Raw genomic sequence first — 19,641 nt, 5'->3', positions numbered from 1 at the left:
GCCTTATTGTTCGCCCCGGTCATAGGTAGCCGTTCGAATGAGTAGTCCCCGCCTTCGGGCCGACCAACAGCCATGTCGTCATCTTGCCCTTGCCCTTCACATCAATAGGGCCGCGGCTTTCGAGTTCAAACTGGTCCTTCACAAGTTCGTAGGTCTCCGGCGAAATCTGGATCCTGCCCGGCACGCCTGTAGTCTCCATGCGCGATGCGACATTCACCGCATCGCCCCAGACGTCATAGAAGAACTTCTTCACCCCTACGACGCCCGCAACAACCGGGCCGCTGGCTATCCCGATGCGGATCGACACGGCGCGTTCATGCGGATCGCGCATCCGGCCGGCGGCATTGAGCATTTCGATCCCAAGACGGACCAGAGCAGCGGCGTGATCCGATCGCGCCACGGGCACGCCGCTGACAACCATGTAGTTGTCGCCCGTGGTTTTGATCTTCTCCAGGCCGTGGCGTTCAACCAGCTGATCAAAGGCCGTGAAAACGTGGTTGAGGAATCCGACAAGTTGGACGGGTGAAGTCTGGCTGGCCTCCGCGGTGAACCCTGCCATGTCGGCGAAAAGAATCGACGCGTGCTCGTGCTTGTCGGCAATGACTTGCGTGGGACCGGACCTCAGCCGATCTGCAATAGCTGTAGGTAGGACGTTCGCCAGCAATGACTCGGATCGCCCATATTCGAACTCTGCGATTGACTCGGAGCGTGCGGCTTCGCGAACCGCATAGAACACCACGGCGAACATGACCGTCGTGGTGGCAGTCACAACCGCGATGAAGCCGCCTAGCATTGCTGCCTCGTCTAGGAGACCGGCGTTGCGCGGAGCAAAGATTTCCAGAGCCAGGATCAACACCAAGGAGAGAACGCCGACGATGAGTGGATGTGCGACGGGTTCCACACCTAGAACTAGCACCGCGCCGGCAGCAAATGCCAAGTACTCCATTTGCATGCCGCTATCGGTACCGACCAAGAAGCAAACGACGAAAATTGCGGGGTAACTCACCAAAATAAAAAACATAGCAGCAACGCTCGGTCCTATGCGATGCAGCAGAGGAATAGCAAACAGAAAAACCGCCATTCCCATATCAATGAGACCGACGGTGCGGAGCTTGAAGCTTGACAGGAACAAAGCGGCGAATCCCAGCCAAACCCAGGCCATGCTCCAACACGTGATATTGAGGACGCGAAGTCGTCTGGCAGCTTTCCTCGGATACCGTTCCGTTCCGTAGCTGAGGGCTTCAAGCAGGCGCATTAGAATTATCCGTGAAGAAACTGGCGACCCGAAAGGGGCATTGGCCGCGCCTAGATTCTTGACGCTTTTGCTGCCATTTCCCGGTCACGTCGGCCTGCCCGTGCCCCCGTCGGCGGCCGCCGGCCACGCAGTTCGAGATCAGCCCACGTCAGGCCGAAATGATCGCCCACAACTGCGTCACCCCCATCGCAAGGATGAGGATGGTGCTTGCTCCGGAGAACAGCGCCGTAGGTATCTGCTTCAGGTGAGCGCCGAAGCTGCTGCCCGAGAAGTCGTCGACTGCATCGTCCAGCATTGCCTTTAAGTCATCCAAGGCGGCCTTGGCTGCCAAGACTCCGTAAGCCGTGATTGAAACCACAATCGTCGCGAGCGCGAACCTGGCGGCTAGTCCCGCTGATGATGTGTATGCAAGGATCGCGAACATGATCGCGATGTTGGCGAAAAAAGTGATCGCGTATGTCTGCGTCACATGGGCAAGTCGCGCAGCTGTCGCCGCTAGGTATTGATCAGCGGTGAGTTTCGCCATGTGCTCCTCCGGCAAGTGACCCGCTTGGGTACCGAGTTGCAAATGCTAAAGAGGAAGCGAGCTCTTTCTTCCCTCGTTAAAGGCCACCAGAACGGAAGCGAAATTTCCCGTTCTGCTCGCAGCTCTCCATCCCAACAACTTAGCACAAGTTGAAGGGAACTTCAGCAGCTCCTAAACAATAATCGTGGGTCGTGCTCCGGCCTGTGAATGTCCGAAATGGTGCGCATCGCAACCGTTCGTCGTGAGCGGGCGTCTGCTCGCCACCCTTCCACGACGCTCGCGAATGAAAATTAACTCGAAGCAGACGGACAGGCCTTACACGCGCATCAGCATCAGTCCGGCGAGCACCACGGCGACGCAGATTGCTCGGGCTGGCGTCAACCGCTCGCCTAGGAAGACAACGCCGATCATTACGGCGAACACGACGCTCGTCTCGCGCAGCGCGGCGACGAGGGCGATCGGCGCGACCGTCATCGCCCAGATGACGATAGCATAGGCGCCGAGCGACAGCGCCCCGGCCATAAGTCCCGGCCGCCATTGCTCGACAAGCATGCGCTGAATGCCTCGGCCGCGCACTATCAGGGCGTAGATGAGGAGTGGTGCGCCGTCGAACGCGAAAACCCACGCGGTGTAGCCGAGCGGATCACCCGAGGCGCGAGCGCCGAGGCCGTCGGAGATCGTGTAGCTGCCGATGAAGAGCGACGTCGCAAGCGCGTGGACGACGCCCTTCGGCGCCCGCATCAAAACGCGGATGCCCTGGTCGAAGGTCAACGAGATAATGCCGACTCCCAGCGTTACCACGCCTAGGATCTTCGTCGTGCCGACCGGCTCGCCGATAAAGGCGAGGCTGACGATCAGTGTGATGAGCGGCGCCGTGCCACGCGCCAGCGGATAGACCTTGCCAAGTTCACCATGCGCATAGGCGTTGACGAGGAAGACATTGTAGCCGACGTGAAGCAGCACCGAGGCGATAAGCCACGGCCAGGCTTCACGCGCCGGTGCCGGCAGCAGGAACAGGCCGGGCGCGGCGATCAGCGCGCTGAAGGTCGCGAGCAGCGTGACGACGCCCAACCGGTCGCCATTGACCCGCACGATGGCGTTCCAGCTGGCATGCAGAAGGGTGGAGATGAGGACGGCGAGGGCGACGGCAAGGGACATTGCAGGAGGGTAGGTTAGCAAGCAAGGCCCCGAAAAGCGACCTCATCGAACCGTCGCAAACGAAATCGAGCGCCGCCGATGATGTTGCCCATATGCATCCCCCGATGGCGGGCGGCCAGGAATCCTATCCGGACCACTGTCAGGTGAGATGGCAATGCTGAACCGATGCCACTCTCGAAACGGGTCTTTGTTCGCCCCCAGTGCGACCGAGCGGTCTACCGCTGTGATCAGTGGGCCTCCACTAACTCGGATCGGACCGCAACGACCTCGAGTCTCACAAAGCAGGCTGCCTGCCCCGGACCTGCGAGCTCTGAAGAGCACCTCTAGTTCCGGACAGATTTCATACAGAGAGACCCTTTCTGAGACTGAACGATTACGGAATCAAGCAAATCAGTCATCCTGGCGAATTCATCGGCCTCCTGAGCTGGTGAGCTGGCAATACGCGCCGCATAAGGCAAATCAATTCGAACGCCGTAGGCCTGCCCTGCAGAATTTCCGGGTTTAAGTTTCATTGGTGCGACGTGCTCGCAGAGCCCAGGAAAAGACCGGTGAAGTTCGCAACACGTTGAATTCTCGGCGACACGTAGACGTTACAGGCCGCCTGTATGCACCCCGCAATGGCTCAGATCTGTCTCGGTTCGGTCCACTCGGCGCCCCGCGAGGCGAACATTCCCGGATCGAGGTGCTTGGGCACAGCGCCAGCGCAGAGCGATCAGATTCGTGTCATACCGTCAGAGGCAAGACACTAGCAATTGGGGGAGCAGATGAAGAAAGAGAACGACGTTGAGAAGCTGGTGCGCACGCTGCGTGCTCGAGCACCTGATGACGCGGCGGAATTGCTGGCCCGAGAGTCTCCCGAGTTTATTCGGGACACACTAAAGTTGTTGCCGGACGGGCACGCCCGTAAGGTGGCGGAGCATTTGCCACCGCATATGCGGCCTATCAAGCCTCATGGCGATGGCAAGGGCCTCGCGATCCCCGATTCGCTCGTCGAGCTGATGGACCCGATTCCCGCCAGCGTTCCTGTCGGGACGACGGTAGCCGCCGCAGTGGAGGCCGTCAGACGTGCTCAGGTGCCGACCGAGCTGACTTATCTCTACGTCACGGACGAGGGCGATAAACTGGTTGGTCTCGTAGTCCTGCGCGATCTGATGCTGAGCGAAGCGGACACCACGGTAGATCAGATCATGCTGCCAAAACCGTTCGCCCTCCCCGTCGATCTGTCCTTGAGCGGCGCCTGCAAGGCTGCGGTACGCCGCCACTACCCTGTCTATCCGGTGGTGGACGCGGAGGACCGGCTGCTGGGGCAGGTCCGCGGCTGGCGCTTGTTCGAGCAACAAATCATCGAGATTTCCGCCCAGTCTGGCCAGATGGTGGGCGTCCAGAAGGAGGAGCGTTCTTTTACGCCGCTGTTTTCAGCCTTCCTGAAGCGTCATCCTTGGCTACAGCTCAACCTGCTGACGGCCTTCATGGCTGCTTTCGTGGTCAGTTCATTCACAGGCACAATCGAGAAGATCGTCGCCTTGGCGGCATTCCTCCCGGTCTTGGCGGGGCAGAGCGGAAACACCGGCTGCCAGGCACTGGCTATGACGCTGCGTGGCCTTGCCCTGGGCGATGTGGATAAGCGACCGAAACTGCACCTGGTGATGAGGGAGGGCGCGCTCGGGATCGCCAACGGCGTGCTCGTCGGTCTTGTGGCGGCTGCGGCCATGTGGTTCTACGCCTCGCGCCAACCGGAGTCGGCAGCCCAGGCGCCCATGCTGGCACTTGTCATCCTGCTCGCCATGTCCGGATCGTGCCTCATGTCCGGAATCTCCGGCGTGCTGATCCCATTGGGCCTGCGGCGGGTCGGCGCCGATCCGGCCGTAGCTTCAGCGATCTTTCTTACCACCGTCACCGATATCGTAGGCATGGGCCTGATGCTGGGGCTGGCCACCATGCTCGTGCTGTAGTTAGCGGCGCGTCCGCCGATGCGCGTCCTGCAAAAGGACGCGGCGGCGGGATTATCACCGTGGGATTTTTTGGAGCTTTGAACCGCCGTGACTGAGCAGGTTGCGATACAGACGGATATTGCGCGTCGTTTGAGCGCAGCCATGGGCCTTCTGGCCCAGGAACTCACCGCGGGTGTGACGACCGCGGGCGTAGCGCTGCCGATGTGCGTCTCCTCCGGCGTCCTTGCGCTATCGCCGCTCGGCGCAGATCGAGTGGCGGAAGGCGCGCTTGCCGGCGTCATCGCTGCCATTGTCGGCGGCGTTGTCGCGTCCGCATTTCAACGGTCATTCTTCGTGACGACCATGCCCAGCAACTCGCTGATCCAGGCCAGCCTGCTGGGATCCCTGCTGGTCGCTCTCGACGGCAACACGACCCAAGCGCTGCTTGCCTTCGTCGGTTGCGTGATGCTGACTGGCCTGTGGATGATCCTCATCGGCGCAACCGGTCTCGCCCGGATCGTCAAGCTTGCCCCCCATCCGGTTGTCGCCGGGTTCGTCTCTGGCGTCGGCATCCTGGTCATCAAGAGCCAGACGCCGATGCTTCTTGCGGTCTCCTCCTGGAGCGGCATCGTGGCGGCGGATTTCAGCCTGGCGACGATCACAAGGCTTCCCTTCGGTCTTGCGCTGATCGCGGCCATGGCGATGATCACCCGGCATGCGCCCAAAGTTCCGGCGCTGCTTGCCGGCCTGATCATCGGTTACGTGATCTACCACGCAGCCCGCCTGTGGGCGCCCGATATTGAGCTCGGCCCCGTTATCGGCTCGATCGATATAGAGGGCTGGGCACCGGTAAGCATGATCGAGGCTGCCTCAACGCTCCGGCTGGGGCTGAAACATATCTGGTGGACCCTGATTGCCGGCTCGTTGACCCTGGCAATCGTGGGAACGCTCGACACCGTCTTTACCCTGCGCACTGCGCGCAATCTGGCCGACGTTCAGGTCGGCCAGGACCGCGCCCTCGTCGGGCTGGGAATCGCCAATCTTGTCTCTCCCCTCATGGGCGGGCTGTTCGTATCCACGTCGGCCGCGCTGACCGTCGCCAACTACCGTGCCGGCGGGCGCATGCGTACGTCGACGTTTGCGAGCCGGGCGGTGCTGCTCGCTGCCATCCTTGCGTTCCCGGATCTGATCTTCTCAATGCCGCTGGTTGTGCTGTCCGCCATTCTGGTCTTCGTCGGCATCAATACCATCGACCGTTGGGCGCTGCGGACCGCGCGGCAAGCACTTCTCGGCAACAGCGCGGCGGGCCGAACCCAGGCACGGCGTAATATGGCCGTGGTCGCCGCTGTGGCGCTCGCTACAGTCCTTGGCCAACCCGTTGTCGGCGCCGTGGTCGGCGTGGCGCTGGCCTGCATCGTCTTCATGATCGAAATGAACCGGCCTGTGGTGCGGCGCAAGGAGATCGTCGGCAAGACGCGCTCCAGGCGCATCCGCTCCACTGCTCAGACCGAATTGCTGGCGATTCACGAGCGGGAGCTGGCAGTCCTCGAGCTGCAAGGCGTGCTGTTTTTTGGCAATGCCGATGAGCTCGCGGAGGAAATTGACCGGCTGCCCAGCGTAGTGCGGGTGATCATTCTCGATTTCCGCGCCGTCAGCGACGTCGACGCCTCCGGCGCGTTGACCTTGCAGCAGATCTCCGCTCGCTGCGCCCGGCGCGGTCAGCGATTGTTCTTCAGTGATCTCAGGGATGCCGAGGCCCTGGAGGAGTTTACGTCACAAAGCGATAAGCCCAACATCTACCCCGATCTCGAGGCGGCGCTGGAGCGCTTCGAAGAGGAAATTGTTGAGCGTACGGACAGTTCTGCCCGCTCGGTGATAGAGGTGCCGCTTGGGCGCACCGATTTCGGCATGACCATGGCACCGGAAGATCTGAAAGTGCTGATGAGTTATCTCGACCGCGTCGAGTTCCCCCGAGGCACAGTGCTGTGCCGCGCTGGCGATCAGGCCGACCGACTGTGGATGCTGACGCGCGGCTGTATCAGCGTCTGGGTGGATGCGCCTGGCGGACGGCGCCGGCTGGCGAGCATCGGGGCAGGATGCACAGTGGGGGAAATGGGGTTCCTGACCGAGCGACCGCGCTCGACCGACGTGATCGCGGACGAGGACGTTGTTGCCTATGAGCTGACCTCGTCGGCCGCCAACAAGATATCAAAGGCCAAGCCGCATATCGCGCAAGCCGTGTTGAGAAGCATTGCCCGCCAGCTCTCCGATCGCCTCCGCAATGCGACGGAAGACCTTCGGATGAGCCATATGTGACATTGATGGATCAGGCCGCGACCAAATACGTGCAGAATCACGCGAACTATATTGATCTTGAAGCAAGCCAGGTTCGCTATCGCGTGATGAGTTTTGTTAGTTTCTATCGCGACCGAATATTTCGACCAATACAGCAACGCCGAGAAGATGTTTTTGCAACCAGCGCAGCCGAAATACGAATGGACCCGATAGTTTGTTGCGCGGCTGCAACAGCTGTTGAAAACTCGGACGATTTCGCCAAAGTTCAGTCGCCTTTTTTCTTGTGGTCGTGCTAAGTCCTTCGCACTGGTCGGGTTTGGGGTGGTTCTCGGCATGCAATCTTCGTTTCGAACAATCGTCGGCTGCGCCGCGGCGCTGCTTTGTAGCGGCGCATTGCCGGCTGGCGCGCAGGGTCTTTTTTCGGCCTATGACGATGCGTTTTCAGCCCGCATCGCCAGTCCGGCCGACAACGGAACGCTCGCCCAGTTCGTCACGGTTGCCGTCAATGCAGGACAATACGATCAGGCGATCTCCTCAATCGAGCAGTATCTGATCAAATATCCCCGCGATGCGCGCGCCCGGCTGGCGGCCAGCCGGTTGTACTATCATGTCGGCTCCTATGAATTGGCCCGACGGCAGGTGCAGTACGGCATCGAGGTTGGGGGGCTGTCCGCGGCTGAGCAGCAGGAAGCTGCTCGCCTGCTTGCCCGCATCGAGCGCGCGTTGCGTGGCGTCACCTGGGAACTCGCCCTGACCGGCGGCGTGTTCAGCGCATTCACCGATTTTGAGCCGGGTGGGGCGCAGGACGACGACAGCTTCGTCTCGCCCTATGGGCGGGCGGAAGGCTTTGTGCGATGGGACCTCGGCACGCCAAGTGCCGACGCCCTCGTCCTTTCGGGTTCGTTGACGGCGACGCAGCGCTTTTTCACGGAAGACCTGTCGGTTCCCGGCAGCAAGGAGACTTTTGTCCACGGCAACGCCGCTATCACCTGGGACAAGGGGCTGCCCAATAGTGGGATCGATTCGCTGCGCCTGTTACTTTCGGCGTTTACCGTTACAGATCGTTTCGACAGCGACATCCAAGAAACCGGCATCGGCCTCAGTGCACGCTTTCTTGTGCGCCCGACCGTCGAGACGACGCTTTTTGCAGGCGGCGGCTACATCGATCTAAGCGCCTCGCAAGGCATTTTCGCCGATAGCAGGGTTTTCTATGAGGCAGGCGGCAGCTACCGCTTCCGCAATGGCCAGGCGCTCGGACTGCGCTTTGTCGGCTCGAATGACTTCGCCTCCGGATCTGGCGAAATCGGACACAGCTACACGGGCGAGATCCGCTATGGCGGCCTGTTGATGACCGTACCGGATCTTTTCGCATGGTCGCACCAGGTCGCGTTCTCGGCCGGCCACAGCAACACTCCCGATCTGTCCGTTGGCATCGGCACAAATATCAAGAGCGACTTCTGGCGCATTGCCTCGGAAAGCGATTTTCAGCTGACGGAGTGGCAGAAGATCAGCGTCGATCTCGCCTATCGCGAAACCAACTTCGACATCGCCAACCGCGACCGGAAATCGTTCGAAATGCTCATGAGCTACACGTTGACGCTCAATTGAAAGAGGCCGCGATGAGGACCCCGTACCGTCAGATCGCCATTTTTGTCCCCTGCCTTGCCTTCGCGGCACCATCCGCCGCTGAAACGATCGGGTCGATGACGGCCTACCAGACCAACATCGTCCGCAACAACGGCGGGACAATGAACGTCGGTGCCGGCGTCGAACTCGGCGATCAGTTGCGCAGCGATCCCACTGGTCTTGGAATGCTGGTGTTCCGGGACGAATCGAGCGCCAAGATTGGTCCGAACACCAGCCTGACGATCGATGAATTCGTCTACAATCCGGGCTCCGGATCTGGAAAAATCGACATCGGGATGAACAGCGGCCTGGCCCGTTTTTATGGCGGCCAGGTTTCGAAAGGCGGCGTCATGCAGGTTGCGACGCCGCATATGGTGCTCGGGGCGAGAGGCGGCATCATCGAAGTGCTGGTGGCAGCCGGCCAGACCGTCGGCATACTGCGCGCCGGCCGCATGACCTGCACGATCAATGGCAAACGGCTGGTCATCACAAACCCGGGCTACGCCTGCACATCGGACGATGGCAAGCTGCTGACCGGCTACGGCGGCATCGATACCTTCCCGATATTGGACAGCATCGACCGGATAGCCGGCACCGGCCTGCCAGGCGCACCGGGTCCTGGATTGGATGTAAGCGCGATTTGTGCATCGGCACTCGGCGGCTCGCTCAAAGTCTGCGACTCCACCGACGGCGCATTGCCCGGAGTGGTCATGGAGTTCCCCGACAGCCTGACGCCACCTGTGGGCGGCGGGGTGGAGGATGATGGCGAGTGTGAGGGTGAAGGTTGCTGCTACTACTGCAATTAGGCCTGGCCGCACGACATGAGCTTCTTGGTCGGTTGGCGCTGGGCTGATTGGCGGCAAGCTGGCAGGCGCAAAATATCCGGTCTCCTGGTCGTGCTCTTGCTGCTCGCTTGCCATTTGGCTTTCGATGGGCCGCTGTCGCGCCTCCGCGAACGCACCTACGACTTCTACCAGTTTCTCGCCCCCCGCCAGGCGACGAGCAATCCCGTCGTGATCGTCTCGATAGACGATGCCAGCCTCAAGGCACATGGGCGATGGCCCTGGAACCGTGGCCTGTTGGCCGATCTGGTCGATGGCATCACCGCATCCGGCGCCGCGGTGATCGGGCTTGCGCTGGTGCTGCCCGAGGCCGACACCTCGCCTGAGGGCATCGCCGGAGACAAGCGCCTTGCAACGGCGCTGGCGAAAACCCGAACGGCGCTTGCCGTCAGCCTGGGCAACGAGGCGACAGTTTCAGAAGCAGAGCCCAAGGCCGGCTGGTCGATCGTCGGGCAAGTACCCGACACACTTCCCGGCTTCACCGGCCTGACCGGCTCGCTTGCCCAATTCTCGAACGCCGCCGCGGGCCTCGGCGTCATTCGCACCTTGCCCGATCCCGACGGCGTACTGCGCCATGTGCCGCTGCTGTGGCTTCGCAATACCGCTCAAGGCGTGCAGCTGTGGCCGTCCTTCGCACTCGAGCTCCTGCGCCTTTATGCCGGGCAGGATGGCTACATAGCCCGCCTGAATGCCGCCGGGTTCGATGCACTCAGGATGGCCGGCGCCATCGTGCCGCTCGAGCCGGAGGGGAGCATCCGCCTTTGGGAAACCAGCACCGATACGCCACGTATATCTGCCAGCACTATCCTTTCGGGCGACAGTGATCAGCGGCTGCGGGATGCCATTGTCATTGTCGATCTGTCGGCCGTCGGACTGACGCAGTACCTGCCCACCCCGACACGTCCAGCGCGACCAGGCGCGGACATCCACGCCGATGCAATCGGCCAGTTGCTTGCCGGGCGCTACCTGGCAGAGCCAAGGCACGCGCGCACGGTGGAGCGGCTCTGGTTTGTCCTCACTGCCCTCATGTTCATCGGGCTTTCCGGAGTGCTCGCCGAGCGTGTCGTGCTTGGTGCCCTGGCTCTCGCGCTGCTGGCCGTCACGCCCTTCGTGTTCGGCGCTCTCGAATACAACATGCAGGGTGCACTCTATGACCCCCTGCAGCCAGCGCTTGCGACGATCCTGGTAGCCGGCTTCGAAGGCTATGTCCTCTACAGGCGCAGCGAGCAGCGACGGTCCACCCTGGCACGGCAGTTCTCCCAGTATCTTTCGCCTTCCGTGGTGCAGCGCCTCGCAAGTTCGGATACCGAAGCGATCCTGTCCGGCGAGAAGCGCGAGATCACAATCCTGCTCAGCGACATACGCGGCTTCACGACGATGAGCGAACAACTCGATACCCAGGAAATCGCCAAGGTGGTCAACCACTTCCTCGGCATTGCGACCGATGAGATCCTCAAGCGCGACGGCACCATCGACAAATTCATGGGCGACGCGGTGCTCGCCTTCTGGAACGCGCCGCTTGATCAGCCGGACCATCGCGAGCGCGCGCTCGCAGCGGGGCTAGCCCTGATAGAACGGGTAAAGCGTGAAGACGCCGCTTTCACCGCCGAGGGCCACCCCTCTATCGCAATCGGCGTCGCCATCGAGACCGGCATCTGCTCGGTTGGCAATTTCGGCTCCGAACGGCGCTTCGATTACACCGCGATCGGCTCGCCCGTGAACCGCACGGCACGGCTCGAATCGACGACCAAGAAGCTGCGCATCCCCCTGGTGCTTGGTCCCGGCTTTGCGAAGGGAGCATCGATGCCAGTTGTCCAGGCGGGCGCCTTTGAGCTCCAGGGTTTCAAGGGCGAGGTACCGGTTTTCACCGTTCCGGAGATGCACAAAGGCATGAGCCGCGAACAAGCGATTCAGAATGGCGGGCAATCTGGCGGCCCAGCCCTGGTGGACGGTTCACCGCTGTCCCCAAAAACAGCTCCTCCTGATCCTGCACCCGGAAACTGAGAGGCTCCAGCGGATCGCGGGGTGCCGCCTGCATCGTGACCTGACTACCCGCTTCGGGAGGCCTCGCAAATTTGCGTGGCCTCCCCGGTTCGTCATTCGCCTCGCATGGTTGCCTGGAAGGCCGGCAGGTGCTTCTTCTGCGCCTCGAGCATTCTCTCGCGATAGACGCCATAAATGACGTCGGTGTCGTGCAGTGTGACGCCGGCAATCGTCGGCGAGGCGAAGACCGGCAACTCGATGCCGCGCTTCGAAAGCGCCTCGGCGGTGCGGGCGATCAACTCATGCGCCAGGATCATGGCAAGCACGGTCGACGAACCGGAGACCGGCCGGCTCCAGCCCTCGACCGGCACGATGGCATCCTCGATCGGCGAGCAGGTGTCGATGACAAGGTCGGCGGCATCGGCAAGCCGCTTGCCGGAAGAGTGCGTCGCCGGCTTGTCGAGATTGTTCTTGCTGGTCACCGCAACGACAAAGATGCCGCGTTTTTTCGCGTAAAGCGCGGTGTCGATGCCGGACGAATTGCGGCCGCTGTGGCCGAAGATGATGATCGAATCGCCTTTGTTGAGCGGCTGGTGATCTAGGAATTTCTCGGCGTATTTCTCGGTCCGCTCCAGCCACAGAAGTTCGCGCACGCCACCGGCGCCGAGCACGTTATGCCACATGACACGCGGGTCGGTCAGCGGATTGAAGCCGACATAGCTGCCGTAGCGCGGAAACACTTCCTGGACCGGCAACACCGAATGGCCCGACCCGTAGAGATGAACCAAGCCACCGCTCTCGAGCGTGTCGGCAAAACGGCTGGCCGCCTCGCCAAAGGCTTCGGCATTGGCTTTCGACGCCTCTTCGATGAGGGCGGCAAGGCGGGGTATGTAAAGGTCGGACACGTCGGTACTCCTGTTAGGTGTCGGCTTCGGTAACGGCTCAGCTTCTTGCGGTTGGGGCGGCGCGACCGGCACGCAGCGTCGAGCGGATTTCGTAGCGGTCGCCACGCATGACCGAGACGGTGAATTCGAATGGGCCGCGCTCGTCGGTGGTGATGCGCTCGACCACGAAAGCGGGACTCCCCGCGGGCAGATCGAGCAACTCGGCATCCGCCGCCCCAACCGCACCGACACGGTAGTTTTCGCGCGCCGCGACCGGCACGATGCCGTAATGGCGCTCCAGCGCTTCGTAGAGCGAGCCCTGCAGCAGGCCGGCATCGAGAAAGCCGGGCACGCGCGCGGCCGAGAGCTGCGCCGTCTGGATACCGATCGGCTCGTTGTTGCCGAGCCTGAGCCGGCGGACGCGCACCACCGGGTCGCCTTCCTCGATCTCCAGCGCTCCGGCCGCGGCGGCATTGGCGGTGGTCAGGCTGCAGTCGAGCAAGCGCGAGCCCGCGACCACGCCCATATTGCCCATTTCCTGCGTGAAGCTGGTCAGTTCGCGGGTGCCGGCGACCAGCGTGGTGGAGCGCACGAAGGTGCCACGGCCATGTTCGCGCCTGAGCAGCCCGTGCTCCTCCAGATTGCGCAGCGCGTGGCGCAGCGTGATGCGGCTCACCCCGAACAGGGCGCACAGTCTGTCTTCGGCCGGAATCTGGTCGCCAGTCGCCCACTCGCCACTCTTGACGATGGCGCGGATGGCCTCTTCCACCTGATACCAGAGCGGCTCGGGCCTTTTGCGGTCCGGTTGCTGAAAGCTCGGCTCGCTCATCTTATCTGTCTCCACTGTGCTCCGGCGAGACCGGCCAGCGAGGCGCCGACGAGACCGGCGCGGGAACCGAATTCGCCGGACCGCAGAACGACGCCGCGCAGATGCGGCGGCAGCTGACGCCGCAATGCCGCAAGTAGTGGCGGCCCTACCACGTCCAGCGCATCGGCAAGGCCGCCGGAAATCAGGACTGCCTGGGGATCGAGCAGCGCGACCGCACCCGCAAGGGCAGTGCCCAGCCGGCGTGCCGGCAGCTCCAAAGCATCAAATGCGGCCGTCTTGCCGGCCCGGGCGGCCTCGACCAGCCTGCCGCCATTGGCCAGCCCGACCTGGCGTGCCGCGGCGTCGAACGCCCGCCCGGAAGCGAAGCGCTCCAGCCAGCCGCTGCGGTCCTCGCCTTCATCCTCGATGTCGGCGCAGGCCCAGCCGAATGAGCAGGCGCCGCCACGTGCGCCGGCGACGATGCGATTATTGGCCAGAACGGCGGAGCCGATGCCGGTGCCGATCGCCAGCAGGATGGCATCGGACAAGCCTGCTGCAGCACCTTCGACCGCCTCGGCCAGCATGGCGATCTGCGCGTCATTGCCAATGGCAACAGGCAGACGAGGAAACAACGCCGCGATGTCGACACCGTCGAGATAGGACAGGTTCGGAACCCAGTGGCAGACCGAGCCTTCTACAAGCCCCGGCACCGCCAGGCCAAGGGCCTCGACCGGACCGGCCTCGGCGCGCAACGCGCCGATACGGGCGACGAAGGCATCAAGGCTTGCCGGCGCAGGCTCGCGGCTGAGCATCTCCAGCCAGCGAACATCGCCGGTATGGATTGCGGCGCGCAAATTGGTGCCGCCAAGATCGATGGCCAGAACGCGTGTCATCGAGAGCGGCTCCGATTGGCAGCCGGCGCGAACAGCCCGCTGCCGGCATGCCAGGATTGCGACGCTGCCACAAAACCCTGCGCGTAGCGCGTGCCGCGCAGACAGCCGCGCAGCCGATAAAGTGCGCTGTAATAATCGACATACGGGAAACTGCTCAGGCCACGTGCAAGTTCGTATTCCTGCACCGCCTCGCTCCAGGCGTCGAAGCCGTCACTGACATCGACGAGATGCTCGGCACGAAAGCCCTCGTCGTCCTCCCAGTTCTCGCCGAACAGCAGCAGTTGCGGCGTGTATGCGCCATGGTCGCGCTTCAGCGTCGGCAGTGCCGCAAAGAAGATGCCGGTCTGCGTCAGCCGGGCCGCGGCGCGATGGTCCTTGTGCCAGCTGCCATGCCAGTGGGTGATAACGATTTGCGGCTTCAACTCGCGCACAACGTCGCACACCTTGAGCGCCGTCTCGTCGTCGCATGGCAAGAAGGCGTCGTGCAGCCCGAGACTGCGCATGGCAACGCCGAGCCTGGCTGCGGCCTTTGCGGCCTCCTCCTGCTTCTGGACGCAATAGTGCTCGGGGATGAGGCTTGGATGGCCCTGCTCGCCCATGCTGAGATGCAGGAAGGTGACTTCGGCACCGCCTTGCACCACCGTCGCCGCCAGTGGACCGGCAATCACCTCGGCATCGAAGGCATGCGCTCCGACGACCAGGATCGAGCGTGCGGCATAGACCTTGTCCTCGATCATTTCACGCCTCCCCCGGTGCCGACGCCTTCGCGAATCTGGCGAGCGAGCAGACAGTACATGATGAGGATGGGCGCCATGGAGATGGCAAGCGAGGCGAACACCAGGCCCCAATCCGTGCGGAACTGGCCGACAAAGACGCTGATGGCCAGCGGCACGGTCTTGTAGCGATCATCGAAGATGAAGATCAGTGGGAAGAAGAAGTCGTTCCAGACGGCGATAGCTGTGAAGATGGCGACGATCGATATTGCGGGCTTCACCATCGGCAGCACGATCTGGAACAGGATGCGCGCCTCGCCGGCCCCGTCCATGCGCGCCGCTTCGTCGAGTTCGGACGGCAGCACCCGCATGAAACTTGCGAAGATGAAGACGGCGAAGGGAATGCGGATAGCCGAATAGACGAGGATCAGGCCGGTCAGCGAATCGAGCAGGCCAAGGTTGCGCATCAGCGTGAACAGCTCCACCGAGGCAAGCCGGATCGGCAGCATGATGCCGGACAGGAACAGGCCGAGCATGATGCCGTTCCAGCCCAGCCGATAGCGGCTCAGCGGAAAGGCGGCCATTGCCGACACGAAGATGGTCAGGATCACCGCACCGCCGGTGACGATCAGGCTGTTGATGAAATTCTGGCCGAGATCGGCGCGCGTCCAGGCCGCAACGAAATTGTCGAAGGCAAAGCTTTGCGGCAGGCCGAGCCTGTTGTCGTAGATCTCCGCCGTGGTCTTGAAACAGGAGACGACGAGAATATAGAGCGGCAACAGCACCGCTGCGGTCCACAGGACCAGCGCCGTCCAGCCCGGCAGTCGTGCGAGCTGTTGAGGGAGCGTGTTCACAATTCCACCGTGCGACGGTCGAAGAAGCGCAGCATCAGAAGCGTGCCGATGCTGAGGATGAGAAACAGCAGCGTTCCCAGCGCAAGCGCCAGGCCTATATCCGTGATGCCGACCGCGCCTTCGGCGCCGAAGGCGAGCCGGTAGAAATAGGTTACCAGCGTGTCGGTCGAATAGCTTGGATTGCCCTGCACGCCCTGCATGACATAGACGATGTCGAACTGGTTGAAGGTGTTGATGAACGACAGCGTCGTCAGCGTGCCGATGGCCGGCATCAGCAAAGGCAGGGCAACCGAGACCAGCATGCGGCCGCTGCCGGCGCCGTCCAGCCTGGCAGCCTCGAATATCTGGCCGGAAATCTGCCTGAGGCCGGCCGTGTAGATCAGCACCGGCAGGCCCATCCAGTTCCAGGCGTCGACGGCGATTAGCATCGCCAACGCGGTGTGGCTGTTGCCAAGCACGGTCAGGCTGCCTTGATGCAGGCCAAGGCCGTTGAGCATCCATTCGATGGCACCGCCGGGCGCCAGCAGCAGGCGCCACAGGGCGCCAACGATAACCGGGCTCAGTACCGCCGGGAAAAAGAAGACCGACTGGAAGAAGGCCGCACCCTTGTCGCGCAGGAACAGCAGCCAGGCGAACAGCAGGCCAAGGCCGTTCTGAAACAGCATGATGCCGAAGAACCAGGCGACGTTGTGCCAGAGCGCTCCGTAGAGCCGTCCGCCGCTCGGGAAAACGAACAGGCGGGTAAAATTCGACATGCCGGCGTACTCCAGCATGCGCAGGCCCCTCCAGACGAAGAAGCTGCCCCACAGCGACATCAGCAGCGGATAAAGGACAAACAGCGAATAGACGGCCAATGCCGGCAGGATGAACAGCACGGCCATGCGCTGCTGGGTGCGCTGAAGGCTGCTTTTGCGGCGACGGGCGATCATGTGCTGTTTCGCGCAGGGTGTGACGGCCTACTGCTTCGGCTTGAACCAGCTGCTGACGGCGGCCTGCATGTCGGCCGCCAGCTTCTGCGGCGTGATGTTGCCTTCGACCATGTCGATGATCTCGGACTGAAGGATCGAGGAGGCCGTCGGCGTCTGCCAGCGGAAGCCGACAAGCGTCAGATAGGGTGTGGAATTCTTCGACATTTCCATCATCTTGGCGAGCACCGGATCTTTGACGGTGACGTCGGTGCGGGCCGGCGGCCAGCCCAACTCGTCGGCGAAGAGCTGCGCGAACTCGGCCGAGGCCATGAAGTTGAGCACCTTGGTCGCCGCCTCCTTGTTGGTACTTTCAGAGACCAGGCCATAGGAGCCGTCTGAAAAGGCCGAGGTGTAGAGCTTGGTTGCCGGGTCATCGGCGGGGAACGGGAAGATCGAGAATTTCAGCTTCGGGTTCTGCGCCTTGAAGCTGCCGTTCTCGAACGAGCCGCCGAAGAACATGGCCGCCTTGCCGCCGATGAATTGCTGTGTCGAGGTGGTGTAATCGACGCCGGCAAAGCCGTCGGAGAAATACGGCTTCAACTCGGCATAGCGTTTCAGGGCAGCCACGTAGCGCGGATCCTCGAAGGTCGCCTTGCCGCTCATCATTTCGTCGTAGAAGCCCGGGCCATAGATGGTCGGGCCGACGACACCAACGCCGATCTCCAGTGCCCAGGCGGAGCCGTTGGCGCCGCCGGCGGCAATCGGCGTTATGCCGGCCGCTTTCAGCTTCTCGCAGGCGGCGACGAAATCCTTGTAGGTCTTGGGGATCTCGATGCCCTCGGCGGCAAAAATGTCCTGGTTATAGAAGACGCCCATCATCGGCACCGAATAGGGCACGCCGTAGATCTTGCCGTCGGCGCGGCCACGAGCGCCGCCGAGGGCGGCATCAGCGATGTTCTTCAGCTCCGGCACGCTGTCGTCGAGCGCATCGAGATAACCACCCTCGATGAAAGGTTGCAGTTCCCCGTATGCCTTGAGCTGGGCGATATCAGGCCCGCGGCCGCCACGCAGCGCCGTGCTCAGCCGGTTCTGGTAGTCGGCGTCGGGGGTGAACTGGACGTTGACCTTGATGCCTGGGGTCTTGGCCTCGAAGGCATCGAAGATGCGGCGCATCGCAGCCTGGTCCTCGGTGCGCCAGCTCCACAGGGTCACGGTGTCCTCAGCCTTTGCCGGCAGTGCGGTGAGGACCCCGGTGCAGACTGCGGCAAAGCCGCCGATCAGGCCGAGTGCGGCGCGTCGATGAATTGAAAACATACTCAGTCTCCCATTCTTGTGGATTGTCATTCCCACAGCGGTTCAAAAGCCGAGAGGCGGTCATAAGCCTTTCTCATCTCATTATAACGACATGACTTCGACCGCAAGTGCCTTGCAGTGTGTTCGGGCATGGCCGGCAGCGGAGAATCAGCTCGAACCGTATCCTAATTCTTTGTTTTCACAATATAATATGGCACGATTTGAGGACCTCAGTAAGAAAACGCCGTAACACCGGCAGGAGCTCATCACGAAGATAGCGCTTGCATCGTTGCTTCATGTTGTCATAACGTCATGGACATAGCTGTGTGGCTATGCGGAGGGCCGGATGTCTTTGGCTTGGATTTCGAAACTGGCGCTGGCTGCAGGGTTGTTGGCCTCGCCCACCCTTGGTTGGGCCCAATCGGTCAACATCTCCTATCTGACCCACTGGTCGCCCGAAACGGTCGCTTTGCTGGACGCGGCGGCCAAGGACTACGCCAAGAGCAATCCGGATGTGACCGTCACCATCCGCGCCGTCCCCTTCGGCGACCTCCTGACGACACTGCGTTCCCAGGGCGGCAGTTCCGATGGGCCGACGATCGGCGGCATCTACGATTTGTGGCTGCCCGAACTGGCGCGAGACAAGCTGGTCGCGCCGGCCCCCGATACGGTTGCCGGCGAGGTCAAGAGTGCGTGGCCGGCCGGTGTCGTCAGTGCGGCCTCTGTCGGCGGCACGCTCTACGGCATTCCAAACGAGATCGACGTCTATGCGTTGAACTACAACAAGGAGCTGTTTAAGCAGGCCGGCATTACGGCCGCACCGAAGACCTGGTCCGAATTGAAGGATGCGGCCCAGAAGCTGACCAGGAAAGATGCCGGCCAGCAAGGTTTCGGCATGATCAATTCCTGGGCCGCGGGCGTCGTCCATCCCTTCGCCTCGCTGCTGGTCTCCAATGGCGGCGAGCTGGTCAAGGACGGCAAACCGATGCTCGACAGTCCTCAAGCCGGCGAGACTTTCCAGCTCTACGAGGATCTGATCAAGTCCGGCGCCAGCGATCCGGCGATGGCCACCGCCGACGCCAACACCACCGGCCCCTTCCTAGACAATTTCGTCTCCGGCAAGACCGGCATGATCATCATGGCCAACTGGTGGGAAAGCGCATTGAAGAGCGGCATGGGCGACAAGTTCTCCAATATCGCCACCGCACCTATCCCGGTCGGTCCGAGCGGCGACAAGCCGCACTCGATCTCTTATTCGTGGATGACCGTCGTCAACGCCAATGCCGGTCAGGCCGAGCAAAAAGTGGCATGGGATTTCCTGGCATGGCTGAACAGTCCGAAGTCCGGCAAGAACGGCGCCTCGGCAATGTCGGATATTCTGATGTCGATGGGCATCCTGCCGACGCGGACCTCCGACATCGAAGCCCACAAGGACAAGCTCGGTTCCGAGTTCCTGTCCGGCTATGTCAGCGTGCTTGCCGACGCCAAGCCCTTCCCTGTCGTCCCGGGAGGGCAGGAGTTCAGCGAATCGCTCCAGCAGACGCTCGAGGCGTTGCAGTATGGGCAGCTCTCGGCCAAGGATGCGCAGGCGAACGCGCAGGCCGATGCCGTCTCGATCCTGGAGCGTGCCGCCAAATAGCGAAGGCGCCGTTTCGTGAGCCCGACGCTTTGG

The 19,641-nt window shown here is 62.2% G+C and carries 16 protein-coding genes; 6 read left to right on the top strand and 10 right to left on the bottom strand.

The features are described from left to right. Positions 1–19: 19 nt before the first annotated feature. The 3 genes from NKI79_RS23135 to NKI79_RS23125 form a co-directional block, all read right to left on the bottom strand. Positions 20–1,255: an adenylate/guanylate cyclase domain-containing protein gene (locus tag NKI79_RS23135; RefSeq protein WP_352804777.1), complete on the bottom strand. Its 1,236-nt coding sequence runs from the start codon at positions 1,253–1,255 to the stop codon at positions 20–22. A gap of 148 nt (positions 1,256–1,403) precedes the next feature. Beyond that, the gene (locus NKI79_RS23130; protein ID WP_352804775.1) at positions 1,404–1,781 is read right to left on the bottom strand and encodes a hypothetical protein; all 378 of its coding nucleotides are present in this window, start codon (positions 1,779–1,781) and stop codon (positions 1,404–1,406) included. A 315-nt stretch (positions 1,782–2,096) separates the two neighbouring features. After that, a complete protein-coding gene (locus NKI79_RS23125) occupies positions 2,097–2,960 on the bottom strand; it encodes an EamA family transporter (protein ID WP_352804773.1) in 864 nt (287 codons plus the stop codon). A 743-nt stretch (positions 2,961–3,703) separates the two neighbouring features. On the opposite strand from NKI79_RS23125, the gene NKI79_RS23120 reads away from it, so the two are divergent. The 5 genes from NKI79_RS23120 (at position 3,704) to NKI79_RS23100 (ending at position 11,637) form a co-directional block, all read left to right on the top strand. Beyond that, positions 3,704–4,891, top strand: coding sequence for a magnesium transporter (locus NKI79_RS23120; protein WP_352804771.1), 1,188 nt, complete (start codon positions 3,704–3,706; stop codon positions 4,889–4,891). 141 nt (positions 4,892–5,032) lie between these two features. Further along, positions 5,033–7,186: a SulP family inorganic anion transporter gene (locus NKI79_RS23115; protein WP_352804769.1), complete on the top strand. Its 2,154-nt coding sequence runs from the start codon at positions 5,033–5,035 to the stop codon at positions 7,184–7,186. 312 nt (positions 7,187–7,498) lie between these two features. Next, positions 7,499–8,773 (top strand): tetratricopeptide repeat protein, encoded by a 1,275-nt coding sequence (locus NKI79_RS23110; RefSeq protein WP_352804766.1) that lies wholly within the window; start codon positions 7,499–7,501, stop codon positions 8,771–8,773. Between the two features lie 11 nt (positions 8,774–8,784). Further along, on the top strand, positions 8,785–9,597 hold the full coding sequence (locus NKI79_RS23105) for a FecR family protein (RefSeq protein ID WP_352804765.1): 813 nt from the start codon (positions 8,785–8,787) through the stop codon (positions 9,595–9,597). A 15-nt stretch (positions 9,598–9,612) separates the two neighbouring features. Continuing rightward, the gene (locus NKI79_RS23100) at positions 9,613–11,637 is read left to right on the top strand and encodes a CHASE2 domain-containing protein (RefSeq protein WP_352804762.1); all 2,025 of its coding nucleotides are present in this window, start codon (positions 9,613–9,615) and stop codon (positions 11,635–11,637) included. Between the two features lie 92 nt (positions 11,638–11,729). On the opposite strand, the gene NKI79_RS23095 is transcribed toward NKI79_RS23100, so the two are convergent. From NKI79_RS23095 to NKI79_RS23065, 7 genes are read right to left on the bottom strand one after another with little or no spacing between them, the layout of a single operon-like run. Beyond that, positions 11,730–12,521, bottom strand: coding sequence for a sugar isomerase domain-containing protein (locus tag NKI79_RS23095; protein ID WP_352804759.1), 792 nt, complete (start codon positions 12,519–12,521; stop codon positions 11,730–11,732). Positions 12,522–12,558: 37 nt separating this feature from the next. Then, the gene (locus NKI79_RS23090) at positions 12,559–13,329 is read right to left on the bottom strand and encodes a GntR family transcriptional regulator (protein ID WP_254820103.1); all 771 of its coding nucleotides are present in this window, start codon (positions 13,327–13,329) and stop codon (positions 12,559–12,561) included. After that, a complete protein-coding gene (locus tag NKI79_RS23085) occupies positions 13,326–14,201 on the bottom strand; it encodes an ROK family protein (RefSeq protein WP_352804757.1) in 876 nt (291 codons plus the stop codon). Before NKI79_RS23085 ends, NKI79_RS23090 begins: the two co-directional genes overlap by 4 nt. Then, positions 14,198–14,938, bottom strand: coding sequence for a PIG-L deacetylase family protein (locus NKI79_RS23080; protein WP_352804755.1), 741 nt, complete (start codon positions 14,936–14,938; stop codon positions 14,198–14,200). The genes NKI79_RS23085 and NKI79_RS23080 overlap by 4 nt, the downstream gene beginning before the upstream one ends. Then, positions 14,935–15,768 carry a carbohydrate ABC transporter permease gene (locus NKI79_RS23075; RefSeq protein ID WP_352804754.1) on the bottom strand — a complete coding sequence of 278 codons (834 nt, stop codon included), beginning with the start codon at positions 15,766–15,768 and terminating at the stop codon, positions 14,935–14,937. The genes NKI79_RS23080 and NKI79_RS23075 overlap by 4 nt, the downstream gene beginning before the upstream one ends. Further along, a complete protein-coding gene (locus NKI79_RS23070; RefSeq protein WP_352804752.1) occupies positions 15,765–16,697 on the bottom strand; it encodes a carbohydrate ABC transporter permease in 933 nt (310 codons plus the stop codon). The genes NKI79_RS23075 and NKI79_RS23070 overlap by 4 nt, the downstream gene beginning before the upstream one ends. Positions 16,698–16,724: 27 nt before the next feature. After that, a complete protein-coding gene (locus tag NKI79_RS23065; protein ID WP_352480123.1) occupies positions 16,725–17,990 on the bottom strand; it encodes an extracellular solute-binding protein in 1,266 nt (421 codons plus the stop codon). 325 nt (positions 17,991–18,315) lie between these two features. On the opposite strand from NKI79_RS23065, the gene NKI79_RS23060 reads away from it, so the two are divergent. After that, the gene (locus tag NKI79_RS23060) at positions 18,316–19,608 is read left to right on the top strand and encodes an ABC transporter substrate-binding protein (protein ID WP_352804749.1); all 1,293 of its coding nucleotides are present in this window, start codon (positions 18,316–18,318) and stop codon (positions 19,606–19,608) included. Positions 19,609–19,641: the final 33 nt, after the last annotated feature.

The organism is Mesorhizobium sp. M0340, from assembly GCF_040321535.1.
Lineage (GTDB): Bacteria > Pseudomonadota > Alphaproteobacteria > Rhizobiales > Rhizobiaceae > Mesorhizobium.
This window is presented reverse-complemented; position numbering and strand designations above follow the sequence as displayed.

Bases quoted from the DNA above. Each gene is read 5' to 3' on its own strand.
- NKI79_RS23065 (WP_352480123.1), bottom strand. From the start codon at position 17,990: ATGTTTTCAATTCATCGACGCGCCGCACTCGGCCTGATCGGCGGCTTT.
- NKI79_RS23105 (WP_352804765.1), top strand. From the start codon at position 8,785: ATGAGGACCCCGTACCGTCAGATCGCCATTTTTGTCCCCTGCCTTGCC.
- NKI79_RS23085 (WP_352804757.1), bottom strand. From the start codon at position 14,201: ATGACACGCGTTCTGGCCATCGATCTTGGCGGCACCAATTTGCGCGCC.
- NKI79_RS23070 (WP_352804752.1), bottom strand. From the start codon at position 16,697: ATGATCGCCCGTCGCCGCAAAAGCAGCCTTCAGCGCACCCAGCAGCGC.
- NKI79_RS23080 (WP_352804755.1), bottom strand. From the start codon at position 14,938: ATGATCGAGGACAAGGTCTATGCCGCACGCTCGATCCTGGTCGTCGGA.
- NKI79_RS23110 (WP_352804766.1), top strand. From the start codon at position 7,499: ATGCAATCTTCGTTTCGAACAATCGTCGGCTGCGCCGCGGCGCTGCTT.
- NKI79_RS23060 (WP_352804749.1), top strand. From the start codon at position 18,316: ATGTCTTTGGCTTGGATTTCGAAACTGGCGCTGGCTGCAGGGTTGTTG.
- NKI79_RS23090 (WP_254820103.1), bottom strand. From the start codon at position 13,329: ATGAGCGAGCCGAGCTTTCAGCAACCGGACCGCAAAAGGCCCGAGCCG.
- NKI79_RS23100 (WP_352804762.1), top strand. From the start codon at position 9,613: ATGAGCTTCTTGGTCGGTTGGCGCTGGGCTGATTGGCGGCAAGCTGGC.
- NKI79_RS23130 (WP_352804775.1), bottom strand. From the start codon at position 1,781: ATGGCGAAACTCACCGCTGATCAATACCTAGCGGCGACAGCTGCGCGA.
- NKI79_RS23135 (WP_352804777.1), bottom strand. From the start codon at position 1,255: ATGCGCCTGCTTGAAGCCCTCAGCTACGGAACGGAACGGTATCCGAGG.
- NKI79_RS23115 (WP_352804769.1), top strand. From the start codon at position 5,033: ATGGGCCTTCTGGCCCAGGAACTCACCGCGGGTGTGACGACCGCGGGC.
- NKI79_RS23120 (WP_352804771.1), top strand. From the start codon at position 3,704: ATGAAGAAAGAGAACGACGTTGAGAAGCTGGTGCGCACGCTGCGTGCT.